The organism is Meiothermus sp. Pnk-1, assembly GCF_003226535.1.
Taxonomy (GTDB): Bacteria; Deinococcota; Deinococci; order Deinococcales; family Thermaceae; genus Allomeiothermus.
On sequence record NZ_QKOB01000001.1, the window covers coordinates 286,803 to 306,311 of the forward strand.

The following is a 19,509-nucleotide window of genomic DNA, read 5'->3' on the forward strand; positions in this document are numbered from 1 at the left end:
ATTGCCCTTGATGAAACTGCTGGTGGGGCCACCGGCCTCGGGGAAGACCACCCGGCTTCTCGAGCGGGCGCAGGAGACCCTGGCCCAGCGCAAGCGGGTCTGGTGGATTGGGCTACCTCACCAGCGGGCTTACGTGTACCGGCGGGCTACCGAGAGGGGTGGGGTGATAGGGCTCGAGGTGATGTCCTTTCAGCGGGCCTATTACCGCCTGCTCACCAGCAACTATGGCCTCAAGCCGATCCTCACCGGGTCGGGCCGGGTCGCGCTGGTAGGGGAAGCCCTCCGCGACAGCGAGGATCGCGCGCTACCCGGCCCCGGTGAGGCCCGGCTGTTCGCCCGGGCGGTGGCCGAGGCTAAGCGTTTTGGCCTGCGCCCCGAGCAGATCCCCGCCTCCGACTTTGAGGCCCGCCGCTTTGTGCAGGTTTACCGGCGCTACGAGGAGCTCAAGACCACCTGGGGCCGCTGGGACTACGACGATTTCCGGCTCGAGGCACTGCGCCTGGTGGAGTCGGGGAAATACGCGCTCGAGGACGGCTTGGAACTCCTAGTGGTAGATGGCTTCCGCGAGCTGACCCCGGTCGAAGTTCGCTTTCTGGAGGCCTTGGCTCGGAGAATCCAGGTCTGGGTGGCCTTGCCCGAGGTTTGGGGGAACCTCGAGGCCAGCGAGACCCTGCCCGCGCGGGATCCCCAGGTGCAAACGTATCGCGCCCCCAACCCGGTGAGCGAGGCCCGCTGGGTGCTGCGTTCGCTCAAGCGCGATCTGGCCGAAGGGATGAACCCCCTCGACCTCGCCGTGGTGGCTCCCGAGAACCGCCAGGCGGCGCTGCTCACCTTGGCCGATGAGTATGGCGTACCCTTGATCGAACAGACCCCCAAGACCGCCGCCGATACCCCCGAGGGCCGCCTGCTGCTCTCTCTCCTCGAGCTGCCCGACTACCCTACCCCGAGCAAGCTCCTTGCCGTTCCCGAACTCCTTCCGCTGGGGCGGGCGGCTTTGGAGCGGGGTCTGGCCGGGCGCGAGCCGATCGGGCGTCTGGCCGCCGAGCTGGGCCTGGTTGATTTCTGGCAGGGCTGGATGGACCGCTTGGAACCTGGATCGGACACCTTGCGCTGGGCCAGGGGCCTCCTCGACAGCCTGCCGCAGATCCGCGGAGCGCGGCGAGAACTATTGCTCGAGCGGGCCAAGGAAGCAGGGCGCATCGCCAGCGGCCCCGCTTTCCGCCCCTGGTGGGCGGCCCTCATCGCCGAGACCTACGAGCCCGCCCGCCCGCCCGGCGGGGTGGCCCTGCTCACCCCCACCCTGGCGAGCGGAACCCGGTATAAGCGGCTCTACCTGACCTACGCCGTGGAGGGGGCCTACCGGGTGGGAGAGCAGGAGGACTATTTCATCCCCGAGGAAGACCGCATCGCCCTCGAGGCCCTCTTTGGCCGGATCGGCCTGCCCCGGCGTTTCCAGGGGCGGGACCGCTTGCTCTTGGCTGAGCTGCGCACGCGGGCCGAGGAGGTGATCATCACCTACCCCGAGGCCGACCAGGAGCGGCAGAATGTCCCCGAACCCGCCCTGGTGCGCGGCCGGGCCTCGCGCCTGGGCGAGGTCCCTCCGGGGAGTGCGCTCGAGGTGGGGGAGGGTATCCCTTACCGGGCTAAGCTCTCCAGCCTCCCCCTGGGCAACGCCACGGTGGAAGAGCTTCGCTATTACGAAGACTGCCCCTTTCGCTTTTGGATCGAGCGCCGTCTGGGAACCCACGACCCTCCCCCGTGGTGGCGGGGCCTGGTGCGCGAGCTGGGGCAAGTTCAGCGCTTGAACGAGGCCCGCCTCGAGGTCCTCAAGGCCCGCTTCGCGGAGGCGGCGGGCTGGCTCGAGCGCTTCCGAGAACGCCTCTTTGCCCTCACCTTTGGCCTCGTCTTGCCTGCCCAGGGCGAGCTTCAGGCCCGCATTGACGCCGGGCTCAACCGGGGCGGCGAGGTGAGCCTCTACACCTTCACCGCACCGGGGGCCGTGGAGCCCAAGGAGTTCTTGCGGGGCCGCTGGAGCGAGCTCTGGCTCGCCGGGTATCTGCTCGAGCGCAACCCCCGCCAGGTGAGGTCGGTGCGGATTTTTGTGTGGCCGGTGCTGGGCGAGCCGATGGAAGTCTACGAGACCCCCATCACCCCGGAGAACAAGCCGGTCAAACGGCAGATAGAGCACCGGGCGATAAAGGTGCAAGAAGTCTGGGAGCGCTTTGGCAAGGGGGACGTAAGCCCGAACCCGGGCTTTCGCTGTCGAGCGTGCGGGGTGCGCGACGTGTGCCGCGAGGGAAAGGTCGGTTGAGCTACAATGGCCGTAGCGATGGAAACCACCGCGACCAAGATCAAGGTGCGTCGGGATGCAGAGCCTTCGCGGCCTCTACCGGAAGGGGTCGGGCAGTTGGGGGAAACGCCGAGGTATTGCGTGGCCTCGTCCAACGACTATAAGTAGAGGTACTCCACGAGCGCAGCAGAATGCCTTCAGGAAGCTTCGGTTTGTGCGACGCTGGCGAGCGAACCGCCGGGGTGAGCGCAGGAGCAGTCATTATCCGGGTCATCCCGCCGACGGGGGCGGTGGGGCACTTGGCCATCGCCGGCTGCCAGGTGTTTGCGACTAGAGCTAAATGGACGAACAGCTGTGAAGATTCGCGTAGCCTCTGCCGGAACCGGTAAAACCGCCAGCCTGGTGCTGCGCTACCTCGAGCTCGTCGCCTCGGGCACGCCCTTGCGCCGCATCGCCGGGGTGACCTTCACCCGCAAGGCCGCGGATGAGCTGCGGGTGCGGGTAGGGGAAGCGCTCGAGGACGTGCTGGCCAGGGGCCGCCACCTGGATTTTGTCTGTGCCCCGGCCTCCCGTCCGCGCCTTGAAGAGGCCTGGCGCGAGCTTCCCGGAGCCACCCTGGCCACCATCCACGGCTTCATGATCGAGTGCTTGCGGCGTACCGCGCCCCTCTTGTCGCTCGACCCGGATTTTTCCCTGATAGGGGACTGGGAGGCGCGGGCCCTCTTCGAGGAGGAGTGGCGCTCGCTGCTGTACCTCTCTGCCGATCCAGCCCACCCCCTGTTCGGCCTGCTCAAGCCCGAGATGGGCGATGCCGTTTTGCACCTCTTCGCCAAGCGCTCGCTGGCGGCTGCCTATACCCCCTCGCCCGGAGAGGAGAACGCAACGCTGGTAAAGGCGTACGAGGCGGTTTTCGCTAACTATAGCCGCCGGCTGGGCTCAGGGGTCCTTTCCTCCTCTGAAGTCGAACGCAAGGCGCTCGAGCTTACCGCCAATCCTCGGGCGTTGAAGCGGATTTTGGCGCGCTACCGGATAGTGCTGGTGGACGAGTTTCAGGATGTGAACCCTTTGCAAGGCCAGTTCTTCCGGGCTTTGGAGGCGGCCGGGCTACCTGTTGAAGCGGTGGGTGATCCCAAGCAGAGCATCTATGCTTTTCGCGACGCCGACGTGGAGGTCTTTCGCCGGGCCTTGGCCGAAGGGGAGGTGCTGCCCCCCCTCACCACCACCTACCGCCACAGCCAGGTCCTGGTGCGCTTCCTCAACCGGCTCACCGGGAAGCTCGCGGCTTTGGGGCTGGGATTCGGCCCGGAGGAGGCTCCGCCCGTCCAGGGAGCCCGCCCGGTGCGCGGGCGGCTGGAGGTGCACTGGGTGGAAGGGGAGGTCACCCTCGACGAACTCCGCACCCTCGAGGCCCAGATCCTGGCCCAGCGGCTCCAGGCGCTGTCCGAGCGGGTAGACCCTTCGGAGATGGCGGTGCTGGTGCGCTCAAGGAACAGCTTCGCCTTCCTGGAGGAGGCCCTTGGGCGCTTAGGGCTGCCCTATGTGCTGCTCCAAGGCCGGGGCTATTACGGGCGGCTTGAGGTGCGCGACCTCTACCATGCCATCACCGTGGCCCTCGACCCGCGCGGGCTCTCGCTGGCGGCCTGGCTGCGCAGCCCGTTTGGTGGGTTGGGGTTGGCGGAGGTCGAGCAGGTGCTGCGCTCGGCTGACCCCCTAACCCTCTTGCAAGCCGAGTTTCCCGAGGTCTACGCGCGGCTGCGGCTGATCCAACAGACGGTGTCGCAGTCGAAGCCGCTGGAGGCCCTCAAGTTTCTGGTGCGGGCGCCGATCCTCGAGGGTCGGGCTTACTTCGATCACCTGGAGGCCCGCTCCCGCGAAAACGTGGATGCGCTGTTGTTTCAGGTAGCCGCGCGACCGCCGAGCAGCCTCGAGGTGCTCTTGGAGCGCTTGCGGCTCCTCTCCCAGCAGGCCGAAGCCGGAGACGTACCGCAGTCGGGGGAGGGGGTGCAGTTGCTGACCGTCCACGCTGCGAAGGGGTTGGAGTGGCCGGTGGTGGCGGTCTTCGACCTGGGGCGGCGGAACTCCCACCTCCCCCAACCCGCCTATCTGGGGCCGGACGGGGCGGTGGCGTTGCCCGAGACCCCCGTTTGCGACGAACTGCGTGCGCGGGCTAAGGCTCGAGAAGAAGCGGAGAGCTACCGGCTGCTCTACGTGGCCGCCTCCCGTGCTAAAGACGTCTTGATCCTCACCGGCTCGGTCAGGGCGGGCAAGCCCGAGGGCTGGGCCGAGGTGCTGGCGAAGGTCGGCTTCGGTCCTACAGCCCGTTTTTTCGACCGCCCCGACTACGTGCAGCGCAGCTGGAACTACCGCCCAGTGCCGCCCTCCGCGCCGCCGGCGCCCAAGTCCGCCCCGGTGGCTCCCCCTTGGCTCGAGCGGGTCTTCGAGCCCCTCCCCCTACCCCCGCTCTTCTCCCCCTCGGCCTTGAAGCGCCAGGCGGAACCGCTGCCCCTGCCTGACCTGGAGGAAGGCGAGGAGGTGCCGGGGCGCGCTCGAGCGCTGGGTACCTTGGTCCACACCGCGATCGCCCAGGGCTGGAATCCTGACCACCCGGATCACCTGGCGACGCTCGAGGCCCAGGAGGTGATGTTTCCCTTCGATCCGGCGGAGCGCACGAGCATCTTGACCGAGGCGCGGGAACTGCTCCGGGGCTACCAGGCTCTGCTGGGTAAGGAGCTTCCTTGGCCCCGCGATGAGGATTACCCGGAACTGCCCCTGGCCCTGCCCGATGGCCCTACGGTTTGGCAGGGGGTGATTGACCGGCTTTACCGGGTGGGAGAGGAATGGTATCTGGAGGACTATAAGACCGACCATGAAGCCGTGCCAGAGCGCTACCACTTCCAATTGGCGCTTTACTACAAAGCCGTGCGCGAGGTCTGGAGGGTGAATCCTCGAGTGCGGCTGGTCTTCTTGCGCTGGGCTCAGGTGGTGGAGTTGGAGCCGGGGGTGCTCGAGCGGGCCTTGTGGCAAGACATCCCGGGTTGTGGCTATGGGGATAGGTGAAGCCCCAAGCCTGTTTGGATTGCCCGTGCGTGGATTCAGGCGGGGACTTCTCCTGTCGCGCGAGGACTCTCATCCACCCAGGGTTCGACCACCACTCGGGTCTCGATCTGGGCGTTGAGGGTGGCCGAAACCGAGCAGTACTTGGTGTGGGAGAGCTCTACCGCCCGCTCGAGGGCCTCCTGGGTCACGTTAGGCCCCGAGGCGATGTGGGTGACCACGATACGGGTGTAGCGCTTGGGGTGCTCCTCGGCCCGCTCGCCCACCGTCTCTACCCGGTAGCGCGAGAGGGGTTGGCGCTTTTTGGCCATGATGTCGACCACGTCGTAGGCGGTGCAGCCTGCCAGGGCTGCGAGCAGCAATTCCATCGGGCGCATCCCGCTAGCGGGTTGATCGCCGTCAATCAGCACCTTATCGCCCTGCTCGTTGATGCCCAAAAACCGGTGACCTACCAGCTGATGCACGACTACACGTTTCGTCGCCATAGTAGGAGCTTACCTCTCTACCCAGGGCGGAATGTCACCTGGGATTCAAGCGCCGAAAAAGCGGCGTACGGCCCCGATCACCTGCTCGATGTGGGCGTCCTCCAGGAAGGGGTGCATGGGAAGCGAGAGAACCTCTCGAGCGGCCTTTTCGCTCTCGGGTAGGCTGCCTTGGGGGGCCAGGTCGCGGTAAGCGGGTTGCAGGTGGGCCGGCAGAGGGTAGTGAACACTGCTCCCCACCCCGTTTTCCTTGAGAAAGGCCAAAAGCCGGTCGCGCTCGGGGGTGCGCAGCGTGTATTGGTGGTAGATGTGGTGGGCGTAGGGGGCTTGGTAGGGGGTTTCTACTACGTTTTTCAGCCCCTCGTCGTACAGGCGGGCGATCTGGCGGCGGCGGGCGTTCCAGCTTTCCAGGTGGGGGAGTTTGACCCGCAGGATGGCCGCCTGCAAAGCATCGAGGCGGCTGGTGTAACCCGCAGGGCGTATATGGTGGTAGCGCGTCTTCGAGCCGTGCGCTGCGAGCAGCCGGGCTTCCTCGGCGATCTGGGGGCTCGAGGTGGTGATGAACCCGGCATCCCCGTAAGCGCCCAGGTTCTTGGTAGGGTAGAGGCTAAACCCTGCCGCGTCGCCCAGGTTCCCGGCCATCCTGTCCGCTTCGCCATCGCAGTAGCGCGCCCCGATGGCCTGGGCGGCATCCTCCAGGATCAGCAGGCCGTGCTGCTGGGCGAAGGCCCGGATCTCCCGCATAGGGGCGGGCTGGCCGTAGAGGTGTACGGGGAGGATGGCCCTTGTGCGCTCGCTGAGGGCAGACGCCAGGTGGGCGGGCTCGAGGTTGAAGGTTTGGGGGTCAATATCCACCAGCACCGGCCTGGCCCCGGCGTGCTGAATGGCTTCCACGGTGGCGATAAAGGTGAAGGGGGTGGTGATGACCTCATCCCCCGGCCCCACCCCCATGGCCCGCAGGGCGATGCAGAGGGCATCGGTCCCCGAGGCCACGGTGATCACGTGGGGGGTGCCTAGGTAACTGGAGAGTTCGGCCTCGAGGGCGCTTACTTCCGGCCCGCCGATGTAACTGCCCGAGGCCAGCACCCGGCCCACCGCTTGGTCAATCTGGGTCTTGAGGGCTTGGTATTCGCGCTGAAGATCGATAATCGGAATCATAAAAGCTCTACCTGTATACTCCTTTCCCTAGCCAGAAGGCCACCGCCAGGGCCAGCAGGTTGGCCCCCCATACCCCTAGCTCTGCCGGGAGCAGCCCCGATAGCGCCATCAGCTTGCCCAGGCTGAGCACGGCGTAGTAGGCGATGGTGAGCCCCAGGGCCAGCCCCAGCGCCACCGCCGGGCTGCTGGCCCGCCGAGCGGCCACCGGCAAGGCCAAGAAGAGGATCACCAGGTTGGCCAGCGAGACCGCCAGGGCCGAATGCAGGTTGACCTGGGCCTCCCGGGCTTCGGCGGGGGTCAGGGTGGGGTTTTGCAGGCGGTGCCACCAGTACGAGGGGGGGTAGGGACTCTCGAAACCGCCCCCGGCGAAGTTGGCCACCAGCTGATCACGGTTTTGCGGCAGGGTGATCACCAGGCTGGCCTGGGGGTCTCGGCTCACGTTTTGCGCCCGGACGAGTTGGGGAAGGTATTTCTCCACTTCCTCCAGGCTTTGGAAATCGGGAAGGGGCAGCTTGGCCAGGTCGAGGGTGTAGAGCCGGAAGTCCTCCAGCTCGAGCCGGTAGCCCTCGAGCCGCCCCCGGTTGGCAAACACCACGCTCAAGCTCTGGCCCTTCCACTGCTGGAGGCGAACGTTTACGATTTCCTGGCGGGCGTTGTCGTAGCCGTCAAAGAAGAGCAGGTAATCTCCAACCTTTAGGTCTCGCCCGGTGAGCCAACCCAACCCGCGGGTGCCTCTGGCCACCTGGTCCCACCACACCACGGCGGTTTGCTGGTTGGCCCAAGGCACCACCCGTTCGCTCAGGTACAAGGAAAACAGCGCCAAAGCCGCCGCCCCCAGCAAAAGCCAGCGAGCCGTGCGCAACACCGAGATGCCCCCGGCCTGCATCACCAGCAGCTCGTTCTCGCGGGAGAGGCGGCTATAGCCGATCAGTACCCCAAGCAAGGTGGCCAGGGGGAGGGTCTGGGTGAAAATAAAGGGGATTTGCAGCCCGATCCACTGGAGGAGGCTGGTCACCGGAACCCCGCCCACCCATTGGGCGCGGGCCAGCAGGTTAGAAAACGCGACCAGGGCGATGTAGAGGAAGATCCCAAAGAGAAAGGGCGGGAGGACCTCGCGCAGCAAGTAGCGATCGATACGGGTCATACGCTTGTGCCTTGGCTAGCGCAGCTCGAGCCCGAAGGAGAGCCGCCCGCCCGCCGTTTCGTCGTCGTTTTGCGGGATGAACACGGCCTGATAACCCACTTTCCAGATGAAGCAGCAGTCTGCGTAGCGCACCTCGAGGCCCGCCCGGCTAAAGCCCTGGCGGAGGAAATCATATCCCAGGGTAGGGGAGAGGCTAAAGGCATAGGCACAGTCGGGGGGGTTAGGGATGAACCCCACCAGCAACTCCCTCTGTTGCCAGCTGAGCCCCGACTCGATGCGCGAGCGGCCCTCGAGCCAGAGTTCCCCGGCTTGGGTAGGGAAGCCGTAGCGGAGGCTGGCCTGGGCTTCGGTCGCGGCAAAGTCATAGCTGGCTCGGAGGTCAAGGCTCCCCAGCGGAGACTTGGGCGTCACCACGCCCACCGAGACCAATCGGGTGCTCCCGCGCCGCTCGTAGGCGAAACGGCTGGGGCGCGCTTCCCAGCTATGACGGTAGGCCAGCTGTAGCGAGAACTCCCCGTCGTAGCGCCCCTCTACCTCTGCCCCCAAGGCCAGGTAGGGGGGCGATTCCCGGTCGTAGACGGCCCCTGTGGCCCAGGGCTCGAGCCGCAGGCGAAAGGCCCCCTGCCGGTAGATCAGCGGGTAGCGGGCCTCGGCCCCCAGGGTCAACCCGGTGACCACCGGGTGGCTGGGATCGGGATTGTCCATATCCACGTCCTCTTGGGCGATGCGCGCAAAGGGGCTCAACGAGAGTCCACCCCAAGCCAGCCCAAAGCGCATCCCGGCCTCGGCCAGCTGCTTGTCGGTATCGCTGGTGAAAAAGAACGGGCCGTCCTGGACCCGGCTGCGGAAGTGAAAGCTGTCCCGGCCGGCCTCCATGCGAAAGCTGCCGCTTTGGCCGTCGCGGATTACCCCTACCCCAAAGGCGAGTTTCTCGGCGGAAAATCCTCCTCCCAAGCCGCTGGCGACCAGGGTCAGGTTGAAGGTGCCCCGGCGGAGGTCGCCCGGTGCCAGGGGAAGGGGAAGTTCCTCGACGCCTACGATCAGCCCTTGGTCGTAACCGATCCGGAGTGGAGAGAGCATGCCCTGTGCGGTAGTGCTCGGCCCGAAGATCGAGGCCAGTCCTCCTGATCCAGAGAGGGCTTGGCGGTCCAGCAGGAGCTCTTCGGAGCGCAGCACGGTGAGGTGAAAGAGTTCGACCTTGGCCTCGCCCAATAAGAGGTCTCCGGTCTCGAGGTCGAAGCGGGCGGTTTCCGATACCGTCAGCAAATCCTCGCCGCAGCGGCAGGGGGTGAGCCAGATCCCCCTCGCCTCAAAGGTCTTTCCCTTGACCACGCCCTCCCGTGCCCGGAAGCGATAGCGGGCGGTCTGGGCCTCGAGGTCCTTGAGCTCGAGCCTGCCCTCGGCCTGGAAGTAGCGGATCTCCGGGGCCCGCACCGATAGCCCGTTGGTCTCGAGGCAGGCCCCATCGCCGAACACGGCGGTATCTCCGTCGTAGTCGAGGCTACCTCCGCCGATCAGCCCTTGCGGGGTCTCGAGCACCACCGGTTGCTGGGCGCAGAGGGGGATACTGGGGGAGCTTTCCTGGGCGTGGGCCCACCCCGCTAGGATCAAGCCCAGAAGCAGGGCCTTCGTTACTGCTCCGCGCACCGCTACAGTTTATCCGCGTAGGGCCGCAACCGGGCCAAGACCTCGGGGGGGACTCGGGTGGTGACGTGGGTTTTGCCCCCCTGGAACGAGAGCAATAGCAGGCTGTCTGGCCGGTTGCCGCTCAGCCGGCTGGCCCCGTCCTGGAAGGTATAGGCCCCGATCACCAGGGCCTGGCGGGACTGGGTATCGACCACCATCTTGCCCGCTTTGAGCTGAGGGGTTTGTGAGCGGATGTTGCCCGAGAGCACCAGGCGGTTTTCTCCTAGCAGGGCCAGGCCGTCCTGCGCGCTGATGTTGCCAAAGTCCGGCGAGTTCACCGTCGCTTCTTTGAGCCGCAGGATTTCACCCTTGAACTGGTAGTCCAGCTCGAGCGCTATGAACCGGGCCTCGCCGGTACTGAGCTGGGCTTGCCGGGCCCGGATAAACTCCCCTTCCTTGTACTGGATGTAAGGGGCCACCAGGCGGAGCCCGTTCTGGTTGTCGGTGAGGGTGCCGCCTTGGGGCAAGGTGGTCACGCCGGTGGCGAGGTCTACTTGCTGGTCCCCGTTGGCCTCGACGCTGAACGCGGCGAAACGCGCCCCCAGCAGCAGCACGGCGATAAGGACCGAGAAGAGCCCCACGGTGCGGGACGGGAATACACCTTTCATGGGGTTTATCCTACCGGCCCGGCTGTGAAGGGGGTGAGCCTATCGGCTCGGGCTCTTTAGCGATTGCCCGGGATAGGGGTGCCGCTGGGCGTGGCCTCGAGCGAGGACCTGAGGGAAGCCCTGGAGCCCCTTCGGGAGCGTTTGCGCCGGTCAAACTGGCGCTCGAGCTGGCGCAATACTCGCCACCACAGCACTCCCTGCCAGGCCCAAATTATTCCGTGGGTGAGCCCCAACCCCCCTAGCACGAGCAGCCCGTAGAGGAACTGCCTCGGCGGGCCCCCTAAAAACCCCCCGTCCCCGCCTAGGGCCAACCCCAAGCAGACCATCCCGGCTATCCTCGCTCCCAGCCTACAGTAACCTGATAGCCGCAGGGCTTGGTTGAACCGGGCCGCGATGCGGGAAGGGCGGTTGTCCGGGAGGATGACCTCGAGCCGGGTGATCCCCCGGCGGGCGGCGGGAACCCGCAGCCTGCGAACCGTGACATAGTCTGTGACCGTTTGGGTCATCATCCCTCCGACTGGCCTGCCCGGAGTGTAAATATCCTGGCGTTACAACACCGTTACGGTTCCGCCGGTTTGCACGGTGTTGTCTCAGAAGCGATAAATGCCCCACCATCACCGCTGGCGCTTGGCCGGGATGAGCCGAGGATGAACGTTTAGAAGAGGTTTACCTGCTTATAATGGCTCCAGATGCGTTTTTGGGCGTTGGTCTGGTTTTTGCTGCTTCCGGCTATGGCGTTTCCTCGGGTGGGGTTGCACGATGGCTTTACCCGCTTGGTCTTTGATCTGCCCAAAGCCGCCACCTACACGCTCTCGAGCGACAAGGAGACCCTCACCCTGCGCTTTCAGGGGGTGCGGCAGGCCCCGGCCGACGAAGAGGTGGGCTCCGACCTGGTCGCCTCTTACCAGGTGGTGCCTAGCGCGGGCGGAACAGTGGTCTACGTGCGCCTCAAACCCGGCGCTACAGCCAAGACCCAGCTCCTCGACGACGGTGAGGCGAAGCGGCTGGTGGTGGATGTGGTTCGGGCCCCCGCCGCCCAAGCGCCGCCTCCTAAAGCCTCGGTACCCGCGCTCAAGCCGACGGTGAATAAAAAACCCCCGGTGGTGGTGATCGACCCCGGCCACGGCGGGATTGACCCCGGAGCGGTGGGGTATGTGATCGAGAAGGCCGTCACCCTGGACGTGGGGCTGCGGCTCAAGCGGCTCTTGGAAGCCCAGGGTATCCAGGTGGTGATGACCCGCTCGCGCGATATGCACCTCTCCCCCGATAAACGCACCGACTTGGGGATGCGGGCCGCCATGACCGACAGCAGCAAGCGCAACCTCTTCGTCTCTATCCACGTCAACTCGGCGGTGCGCCCGGCGCAGGGGATCGAAGTGTACTATTTCGGGGAGACCATGAGCCCGAGTTTGCTGGCCCAGGTAATCCAGGAAAACGGCGGGGGAGACCTTGGCCTCCAGCTCACCCGCGAGGCCCGCAGCGTGGCCCAGCAGGCGGCCCGCGACGTGGTGGCGCAAGCTAACCTGCAGTTTTCCCGGCGGTTAGCCCAGATGGTGCACGACGCGATGATAGGGGTCACCGGGGCGGTGGATCGGGGGGTACAGTCGGCACCTTTCTACGTAATCCGCAACGCCCGTATCCCGGCTATCCTGACCGAGATCGGTTTCGCCAACCACCCCCAAGAAGGCCCCCGGCTTGCCGATCCCAACTATCGGGAAAAACTCGCCCAAGCCATGGCCCAGGCCATCACCAAATTTTTGGCCAACGGGGCCTTTGCCCAGCGTTAAAGCGGATTATCCTGCAACACCAGCGTCTTCAGGTACAGCGACTCGGGGACGTGCAGGCTCCAGGGGTGATCGGGAGGCTGGTAGGTAATCGTGTCTACCCGTAGGCGGCGGCCCTCGTCGGCAGCCGCCCGGCGGGCGACCTCGAGCAGTTCCTCCACCCCCAGGTAGTAGGCGCAGCTCGACAGCCACAGCCAGCCCCTCCGCTCGAGCATCCGCAGGGCTGGGCGGATCAGCTCCACCAGATGGCGCTTGACCCGGGGTAATTCATCTGGCCTTTTGACCAGGGTGGGCGGGTCGAGCAGGACGTGGTGAAAGCGCTGACCCTGGGTGGCGAGTTCGCCCAGCACGCTGAGGGCTTCCCCGGCGCGGATGTCTACCCGCAGCCCGGCCTTGGTGGCCGCTCGATCCAGCACGCCCAGGGCTTCTAAGTCCTTGTCTACCGCCAGCGCCGGCGCCCCCTTCCGAGCGGCCCGCAGGGCGAAGCCCCCCACGTAGCTGTACACGTCCAGTACCCGCTCCCCGGGGTTGACCAGGCGCTCGAAGAGGCGGCGGTTCTCCCGCTGGTCGAGGTAGAAACCGGTTTTCTGGGCCAGGGCCAGCGGGATAGGAAAGACCAGGCCGTCCTCCTCCACCTCGAGCACCTCCGGCACCTCTCCGTAGATCACCCCGGTCTTGTCCGGAAGGCCTTCCTGTCGCCTCGAGTCCACATCGCTGCGCTCGTAGATGCCCTGGGGATGGGTGACCTCGAGCAAGGCCGCAAGCCACACCTCCCGCAAAGCCTCCATCGCCCGGTTGCGCACCTGGAGCACCATCACCTCCCCGAACCGGTCCACCACCAGCCCCGGCAATCCGTCGGCCTCGGCGTGGACCAAGCGGTAGAAGCTGCCCAGGCCGGCGCGCCGCTCGAGGGCCCGGCGGAACCGGTGGGCGAAGAGGGATTTGTCCAAAGGGCCTTTATCCCAGCGATACACTCTCAAGGCCACCCGGCTTTGGGGGTCGTAGTAGCCCACGGCCAGAAACTGACCTTCGGCGCTGTAGACCTCGGCCATTCCGGCCTGGGGGGGAACTTCCTGGAGTTCGTCGGCAAAAAGCCCCGGATAGAAATTGCGTACTTTTTTGTCTTTGCCTGCTTTGGCGACGGCCCGTTGCACGGCTAAAGCATACGAAAAACCCCTTCCCTTGTAGGGAAGGGGCCTGGGTTTGGTGGGCCGTGCAGGACTTGAACCTGCGACCAAGAGATTATGAGTCCCCCGCTCTGACCAGCTGAGCTAACGGCCCACGCGCAGACTACTTTAGCAGGAGATGGCGCCGGGCTCAATCCGGTAATTTGCCATGTCCTGGGGTCGTACGCCAAACGCAACCAACCTAGCGGGGAAGCCTACGCCCCTTGTTGCCAGACCACTCAGGGCTTGTGAGGAGGTTCGAAGGGAGGGTGGCGGTCTTGCCCGGTGATCTGGTCCTCGAGCTCCCCGATGTATGCGGCCAGGGTGTTCCCGGCTTTCTCAATGGCCTCGCGCAGGCTCGCCTCGAGCTGTTCGAGCCGCGCGAGCAACTGGCGGTTATCTACCTGCTTCATGGCCTCAAATTCGGCCTCGAGGTACTTCTTGAGTTCGCTAAAACGGCTGGCCTCGGCGTCGTCGGCCAGCTTGCGCTGGGCCAGGAGTTCGCGGGCGTATTTCTTGACCTCGAGCAGGGCCGACTGCTCCAGGCCGATGCTGTAGAGGAAGTATCCGATCACGAAGATCCCCATCAGGACGAGCAGGACCAGCCCAAAGGGGGCCTCTACCCGGGTCACCAGGAGCGAGAGGCTTTCGCGCTTGGTGAACAAGGGCCAGTTAAACCCGGCAAACAGGCCCATCAGCACGATGATCAGAAGCAAGATGGTATTGCGCGCACGCATAGAGGCACCTGAACTCCGGGATTATACCAAGACGGCTCGGCCTCCGCCGGGCGGGATGAAGTATTGTGGAGTGGATGCGCTTGTTATGGGTAGGATGGCTCCTCGTCGGTTGGGGCGTGTGGCTCGCGGCTGCGCAAGGAGAGGTCGTTCGGGTCGCTGGCCTGAATATCGAGCACGATCCCAGGCTGCCCAGATTTGTTTCGGTGGCAGCGGATGGGCTATCGGTGCGCTTTCAAGCCGAAGAGAACTCGATCAAATGGGCCCTTGTCCAGGCTGAGGGTAAAAATTACCCCATGCACCGACAGCTTGAGTACGAGGGCAACGAGGTCTGGCGGGTGGTCCTTCCCGCTGGCGTAAAGCGCTACCGCATCCGCCTCGAGACCGCCCGGAATAAGCCCGCCGTGATCGGTCCCTTTGACGTGAATCATCCGTTGGTGGGCCTGGACTGGGTAGGGAAGAGCATCGGCTACCAGGTCTTTCCCGAGCGCTTCTGGAACGGCGACCGGACTAACGACGCGCGGGCGCTCGAGACCGACGAGTACCGCTTCAACGAGACCTGGAACCAGAACCCCCAGGCGACTAAGCCCTACCTATCGAACTGGAACGACCCACCCGGCGAGCTGCACTGCTGCCACCAGTATTTCGGCGGCGACCTGGCCGGGTTCCTGGAGAAGCTCCCCCACCTCGAGGCTTTGGGGGTTAAGCTCATCTACTTCAACCCGCTTTTCGACTCCGGCTCGGTCCACGGCTACGACACCCACGATTACTACCGGATCTCCCCCAAGTTTGGCGACGAGGCCCTTTTGCGACGAGTTTTGGACCAAGCCCACGCCAGAGGGATGCGGGTGGTGTTCGACTTCGTACCCAACCACACCGGCCTGGGCTTCTTTGCCTTCCAGGATGTGGGGAAAAACGGGCGGGCCTCCCAGTACTGGAACTGGTACACGATTGGGCGATGGCCGTTCCGTCCCGGCGATGCCTCGGCCTACGAGACCTTTTCGGGGGTGGGAAGTCTACCCAAGCTCAACACCGCCAACCCCGAGGTGAAAAAGTATCTGCTCGAGGTGGCCGAGCACTGGATGCGCTTCGGCTTCGACGGTTTGCGCATCGACTACCCGCAGGGCATCGTCAACCGCGAGGACTTCTACCGCGACCTGCGCCGGGTGGTGAAAGGGGTCAAACCCGATGCCTACATCGTGGCCGAGATCTGGGCGCGGGACCCCAGCTGGCTGCAAGGCGACCAGGCCGATAGCCTGATGAATTACGCCCTCGGGCGGGAGATCGTGCTGCGCTTTGCCCGGGGTGGTGGGGTGGCCTTATACAGCGGGCGGCGGGCCTTGGCCGATCTGGGGCGCATCTACGCCGACTACCCCGAGGCGGTGGTGGGCCAGGGGTGGAACCTCATCGGCTCGCACGATACTCCCAGGGTGCTCACCGATTTGGGTGGGGGCGCCCTGGGCGATACCCCATCGCCCGAGTCCCTGGCCCGGCTGCGCTTGGCGATGGGCTTGCTCTACGCCCTCCCCGGGATGCCGATCTTTTTCCAGGGGGATGAGTGCGGGTTTACCGGAGAGGCCGGGCAGTACCCGGTCAACGAGCTGTACCGCTACCCGCTCCAGTGGGACCGATGCAACCCGGAGGTGCTGGCTTTTTACCAACGGCTCGGCAAGGTTCGGAACAGCCTAGCCGCCCTGCAGGGTCCGGCCTTTCGGGCTTATATGGGGGAAGGGGCAGTTCTGGCTTTTCTGCGCGGCGAGCCGGGGCAGGAGGTGGTGTTGGCAGCTTTCAACAAGGGCGGCGAACCAGCCAACCTGGCCCTTCCCGGTGGCACCTGGCGCGATGTCCTGAGCGGCCAGACCTTCCAAAGCCAAGCAGAACTCCCAGCGATTGGTTTTCGCTATCTCGTAAGGGCCACGCCGTAGCAGCGCTGCTCGCGCGAACATGGCCACGAATGGCCGTTTCTCCCTGGCCTAGGCCATCGGGGGCTTGGTACACTTCTGCTTATGGAGCTCTCTCCCGATGAATCCCCAAAAGCCGCTTCCGAAGGGGTTAAGGACGTCTGGCCGAGCTTGTTAGGAGTGGTGCCATTTGGCCTTATCGCCGGGGCGGCGGGAACTGGGGCGGGGCTCAGCGTGTTGCAAACGGTGACTTCCTCGGTGTTGCTTTTTGCCGGAGCCTCGCAACTCGCGGCCTATCAGCTCATGGGGGCGGGGGCTCCTGGGCTGGTGATCGTTTTGACGGTGGCCGTGGTCAACCTGCGGTACGTGATGTACAGCGCTTCGTTGGCCCAGTACCTGGTGGGCTGGAAACCCTGGTGGAAGATCCTAGGGGCGTATATCCTGGTGGATCAGATGTATGCCTTGGCGCTTCACCGCTTTCGCGAAGGGCACTTCTCGAGGCCCCTGCCCCGCTGGGTCTACTACATCACCGGCTCAGCGCTGACCTGGCTGGTCTGGCAGCTCGCGGTGTTGATGGGGGCTTGGCTGGGGGCTAAGGTGCCCCCCTCCTGGTCGCTAGACTTCGCCATCCCGCTTTCCTTCATGGCGATGGTCTTCGCGGCTATCCGGGATCGCCCTACCGCGCTGGCGGCCCTAGCGAGTGGGGTGGTGGCGATGGTTGCCGCGACCCTACCGTACAACCTGGGATTGATCGTGGCTGCGCTGGTGGGGATCGGGGTGGGGATGGGGCTCGAGCGGAGACAGCATGGATGAACTGATCCTCTGGGGTACGATTGTTGTCTCCGGCCTGGTGACTTTTGCCCTGCGCTACTCGTTCATTGGCTTTGCCCACCGGCTGCAAACCCCTACCTGGTTTCGCCGGGCCCTGCGCTTCGTGCCGGCGGCAGTGCTGACGGCGTTGGTGTGCAAAGCGCTGGTATTTTACGGAGACCGCTACCAGCTCAACCTCACCAACGAGCGTTTGTTGGCGGGGCTAGTCGCGGCGGGGGTCGCTTACCGCACCAAGAACGTCCTCTGGACGACGGTGGTGGGGATGCTGGTGTTGTGGGGACTGCAGGCAGTTTTGTCCAAGTAAGCGGCGGGCCGTACGAGCTCCCCCGAAGTGTTCCGCTAGGGGCAGGCTATAGCATAAGCTTCCCCGGAGGGCGCGAACGTCAAGTTACCCGTGCAGTATGGGGGGATTATCAGGTACGTTCGATATCCGGCAGGTAGGTACGCCAGACTTCGGGCAGGTGGGGCAGGTCGGCGACCAGCAAAATCGAATGCCGAGGGGGAACCGGGCGTTTCATGAGGCGCATCCCGGCCTCCTCAGGGGTGCGGTTTTTCTTCTTGAGGTTGCAGGGGCGGCAGGCCGTCACCAGGTTATCCCAACTGCTGCGCCCCCCCCGGCTCTTGGGCACCACGTGGTCCACCGTGAGTTCGCCGCCCCGCCGGCCGCAGTACTGGCAGGTATAGGCGTCCCGCCGCAGCACGTTGCGCCGGTTAAGCGCGAGCCGCCCAGGCGGGCGGCGGACTAAACGCTTGAGGCGGATCACGCTGGGTATCGGGTAGGGCCTGCTGGGGGTGCGCAGGTAGTCGCCGGACTCTTCCACCACGTCGGCGGTGCCGTTCATCACCAGGATCACCGCACGCTTGACGCTGGCCAGGCCCAAGGCTTCATAGCCTGCATTGAGCACCAGCACCCGGGGTAGATCGAGGTTCATCCCCATAAGGATACCCGATATAGATCAGGAAAGAGAAAGCCAAGGCGCAAATCCGACCTTGGAAGTCAGCTCGAGCGACCCATTCGGCTATAGCCGTAAAGCAACGCCAGCCCCGCGGGGAGGAGGGTAAAAGCCAGCAGGAGCAATAGCCACAGTCCGCCCTCGAGCGAACCCAGGTAATTGAGGCCCGGCTGGGTGAGGGACAAGTACACCGGTCTCGCAGCCAAGGCCACCAGGCCTGCTGAGTGCAAGAGCGAGAGGCCCATGTACAAGAACCCGCCCGTGCCGATCGGGACCTCTGCCGGGTTCGCTGCGTCGAAGCGGGGGAAGGCCGTGCCCAGCCCTACCCCTAGCCCCGCCGCCACCACCGCCGCGGCTACGCCGATCAGCACTGAGATCTCGGTCAGGCCCCCGCCCAGGCCGATCACCCGGGGAGAGAAGTAGCCGAGCAGAACCCCTAGCGGCAGCAGGAAGAACAGGGCCAGGCCGAAGCGGGTGAGCAAGATGGCCGCCCGCGAGACCGGAGCGGTCTGCACCATCCAGTAGCCCTGGCCCTCGAGCGAGTAGAGGGGATAGGCCAGGCGAACCCCCACCCCCGAGATCACGAACCCCTGAAAGGCCAGGTGGAGAAAACCGATCACGCTCCTGATCCGCTCCTTGAGCAAGGGATTGTCGTCAGGCAGTGGGATGAACTGCAAGCTGCTGGTGTAGAGCAACACCAGCACCCCCACCAGGATGAGCTGGGCGGCCTGGTTGGCGTCGCGGAAGAATAGCCGCAGATCGCGCACCCACAAGGCCCAGGCCAGGCCTCTCCTCGCGAGCCGGTCGAAAAAGCCAGGCCTCACCATGCCCCGCTCGCGCACGGTGCCCTCGAGGGCGCGTACCCAGCCTTGCTGGTAGGCATACCCTGCAACCCATCCGGCCATTGCCAGCAACGTCAGGGAAAGCCCGGCCAACGCCCACAACTCGCCCTCCAGCCGCCCCTGGGCGAGCCCCATCAGGGCCTCTTGGGCCAGGGCCGAGGGTAAAAGGGGTGCGGCCACGTCACGGAAGCTTTGGAGAAAGCGGTCGAGTTCGGCGGGATCGGCGAAGTTGGTCTTTAGCAAGACCTCAGGCCGCAGCGCCCGCAACAGCAGGATCAACAGCCCGCCCAGCACCGCCCCGATGGCCGCCGCCCACTCCTTGGCCCGACCCGCCGGGGCATAGCGCACCAGCGGCAAGGCCAGCGCCACCCCCCCCACCACCGGAAAGGCGAAGAGCGCTACGGCCACCAGGGGTGCCCCTACCAGGTAGAGCGGGGGCGCGCCGAAGTGTTGGCCAAAGGCAAAGAGGATTGGCAGCACGAAGAGGGTCGGGATGAGGGCGGTGGTGGCGAAGACTTCCCCGACCTTGAAGAAAAAGACCCTCCGGGCAGGCTGCGGCAGGGCCAGTTGCAGGGGTAAGTCCTCCGAGGCGAAAAGCACCGCCACCGCGTTAGGCAACGCCGAGAGGACCACCGAAGAAGATAGGATCAGCAGCAGGCTGCCCAGCATCCGCTCGGCGATCACCTGGAACTGGAAGCGGGCCACCAGCGCGGTCACCGGGTTGGAGCGAAGGGTGCCCTCGAGGTAGCCCAAAAACCACCCGGTCCCGCTCCAGACCAAATAGCCCAGGCCCAGCGCCAGAAAAAATCCCATCAGAGCTGTTCCCGGGGATTGCCGGAGGGAGTTTAGGAGGATGCGGTAGCGCAGGATGAGCAT

Annotated in this window: 16 protein-coding genes and 1 tRNA gene; 6 read left to right on the forward strand and 11 right to left on the reverse strand. The window is 65.3% G+C overall.

The genetic code is table 11. The features are described from left to right. Positions 1 to 10 precede the first annotated feature (10 nt). Positions 11 to 2,311, forward strand: coding sequence for an ATP-dependent nuclease subunit B (locus tag DNA98_RS01550; protein WP_110524899.1), 2,301 nt, complete (start codon positions 11 to 13; stop codon positions 2,309 to 2,311). 333 nt (positions 2,312 to 2,644) lie between these two features. Further along, the gene (locus DNA98_RS01555) at positions 2,645 to 5,347 is read left to right on the forward strand and encodes an exodeoxyribonuclease V subunit beta (protein ID WP_110524901.1); all 2,703 of its coding nucleotides are present in this window, start codon (positions 2,645 to 2,647) and stop codon (positions 5,345 to 5,347) included. 35 nt (positions 5,348 to 5,382) lie between these two features. On the opposite strand, the gene DNA98_RS01560 is transcribed toward DNA98_RS01555, so the two are convergent. From DNA98_RS01560 to DNA98_RS01585, 6 genes are read right to left on the reverse strand one after another with little or no spacing between them, the layout of a single operon-like run. Next, positions 5,383 to 5,829 carry an OsmC family protein gene (locus DNA98_RS01560; protein WP_110524902.1) on the reverse strand — a complete coding sequence of 149 codons (447 nt, stop codon included), beginning with the start codon at positions 5,827 to 5,829 and terminating at the stop codon, positions 5,383 to 5,385. 45 nt (positions 5,830 to 5,874) lie between these two features. Further along, positions 5,875 to 6,984, reverse strand: coding sequence for a DegT/DnrJ/EryC1/StrS aminotransferase family protein (locus tag DNA98_RS01565; RefSeq protein ID WP_110524904.1), 1,110 nt, complete (start codon positions 6,982 to 6,984; stop codon positions 5,875 to 5,877). 7 nt (positions 6,985 to 6,991) lie between these two features. Further along, the gene (locus DNA98_RS01570; RefSeq protein WP_110524905.1) at positions 6,992 to 8,128 is read right to left on the reverse strand and encodes an LptF/LptG family permease; all 1,137 of its coding nucleotides are present in this window, start codon (positions 8,126 to 8,128) and stop codon (positions 6,992 to 6,994) included. A gap of 15 nt (positions 8,129 to 8,143) precedes the next feature. Further along, complete coding sequence (locus DNA98_RS01575; protein WP_110524906.1) at positions 8,144 to 9,775, reverse strand: hypothetical protein; 1,632 nt, start codon at positions 9,773 to 9,775, stop codon at positions 8,144 to 8,146. Positions 9,776 to 9,777: 2 nt separating this feature from the next. Then, positions 9,778 to 10,422: a hypothetical protein gene (locus DNA98_RS01580; RefSeq protein ID WP_110524907.1), complete on the reverse strand. Its 645-nt coding sequence runs from the start codon at positions 10,420 to 10,422 to the stop codon at positions 9,778 to 9,780. 56 nt (positions 10,423 to 10,478) lie between these two features. After that, positions 10,479 to 10,928: a hypothetical protein gene (locus DNA98_RS01585; protein WP_129865513.1), complete on the reverse strand. Its 450-nt coding sequence runs from the start codon at positions 10,926 to 10,928 to the stop codon at positions 10,479 to 10,481. Between the two features lie 183 nt (positions 10,929 to 11,111). Here DNA98_RS01585 and DNA98_RS01590 point away from each other — a divergent pair, with 183 nt between their 5' ends. After that, positions 11,112 to 12,209 carry an N-acetylmuramoyl-L-alanine amidase gene (locus DNA98_RS01590; RefSeq protein WP_110524909.1) on the forward strand — a complete coding sequence of 366 codons (1,098 nt, stop codon included), beginning with the start codon at positions 11,112 to 11,114 and terminating at the stop codon, positions 12,207 to 12,209. On the opposite strand, the gene DNA98_RS01595 is transcribed toward DNA98_RS01590, so the two are convergent. The 3 genes from DNA98_RS01595 to DNA98_RS01605 all read right to left on the reverse strand — a co-directional run bounded on the left by DNA98_RS01595 (position 12,206) and on the right by DNA98_RS01605 (position 14,109). Next, positions 12,206 to 13,360 (reverse strand): class I SAM-dependent rRNA methyltransferase, encoded by a 1,155-nt coding sequence (locus DNA98_RS01595; RefSeq protein ID WP_110524911.1) that lies wholly within the window; start codon positions 13,358 to 13,360, stop codon positions 12,206 to 12,208. The genes DNA98_RS01590 and DNA98_RS01595 overlap by 4 nt on opposite strands. Positions 13,361 to 13,410: 50 nt before the next feature. Beyond that, positions 13,411 to 13,487: transfer RNA gene (locus tag DNA98_RS01600), tRNA-Ile, on the reverse strand. A gap of 124 nt (positions 13,488 to 13,611) precedes the next feature. Then, on the reverse strand, positions 13,612 to 14,109 hold the full coding sequence (locus DNA98_RS01605; RefSeq protein ID WP_110524913.1) for a DNA cytosine methyltransferase: 498 nt from the start codon (positions 14,107 to 14,109) through the stop codon (positions 13,612 to 13,614). 74 nt (positions 14,110 to 14,183) lie between these two features. On the opposite strand from DNA98_RS01605, the gene DNA98_RS01610 reads away from it, so the two are divergent. The 3 genes from DNA98_RS01610 to DNA98_RS01620 all read left to right on the forward strand — a co-directional run bounded on the left by DNA98_RS01610 (position 14,184) and on the right by DNA98_RS01620 (position 17,142). Next, a complete protein-coding gene (locus tag DNA98_RS01610; protein ID WP_233492999.1) occupies positions 14,184 to 16,031 on the forward strand; it encodes an alpha-amylase family glycosyl hydrolase in 1,848 nt (615 codons plus the stop codon). Positions 16,032 to 16,112: 81 nt separating this feature from the next. Further along, positions 16,113 to 16,820, forward strand: coding sequence for an AzlC family ABC transporter permease (locus DNA98_RS01615; RefSeq protein ID WP_110524915.1), 708 nt, complete (start codon positions 16,113 to 16,115; stop codon positions 16,818 to 16,820). After that, a complete protein-coding gene (locus DNA98_RS01620) occupies positions 16,813 to 17,142 on the forward strand; it encodes an AzlD domain-containing protein (RefSeq protein WP_110524917.1) in 330 nt (109 codons plus the stop codon). The genes DNA98_RS01615 and DNA98_RS01620 overlap by 8 nt, the downstream gene beginning before the upstream one ends. A 109-nt stretch (positions 17,143 to 17,251) precedes the next feature. On the opposite strand, the gene DNA98_RS01625 is transcribed toward DNA98_RS01620, so the two are convergent. Both DNA98_RS01625 and DNA98_RS01630 read right to left on the reverse strand, forming a co-directional pair. Next, positions 17,252 to 17,770, reverse strand: coding sequence for an HNH endonuclease (locus DNA98_RS01625; RefSeq protein ID WP_110524919.1), 519 nt, complete (start codon positions 17,768 to 17,770; stop codon positions 17,252 to 17,254). 65 nt (positions 17,771 to 17,835) lie between these two features. Further along, entirely contained in the window at positions 17,836 to 19,509 is a 1,674-nt protein-coding gene (locus DNA98_RS01630; protein WP_110524921.1) for a hypothetical protein, read from the reverse strand.